This is a genomic window from Paraburkholderia sp. SIMBA_030 (assembly GCF_046535245.1).
Classification (GTDB): domain Bacteria; phylum Pseudomonadota; class Gammaproteobacteria; order Burkholderiales; family Burkholderiaceae; genus Paraburkholderia.
In genome coordinates this window covers 1-245 of the sequence record NZ_JAWRXB010001361.1, presented here as the reverse complement: position 1 = coordinate 245, position 245 = coordinate 1, and the positions used below count along the sequence as shown (strand labels likewise).

The window sequence follows — 245 nt, the reverse complement described above, 5'->3', positions numbered from 1 at the left end:
GGCTCGAACAGCATCTGCTCGAAGAGTATTACAACGGCATTCGCCAGATCATGCTCACGCCGGTCTCGCAGAATCTCGCGTCGTTCCTCAAGGACGTGGACGCGCATCCGGACCAGCTCGCACCGATGACGCACGCGCCGGACTCGGGCGCGGTGCCGGTTTCCGCGCACGCCGCCATGGCGACCACGAGCCAGGGCGGCCTCTATAGCGACGCCTCGCCGAGCAGCGTCGAGGACGCGTACAAC

The 245-nt window shown here is 66.1% G+C and carries 1 protein-coding gene; it reads left to right on the top strand.

Annotated features, from left to right (window positions below):
- On the top strand, positions 1–245 hold a 245-nt coding region (locus tag SB772_RS44480), incomplete at both ends, for a hypothetical protein (RefSeq protein WP_410839087.1).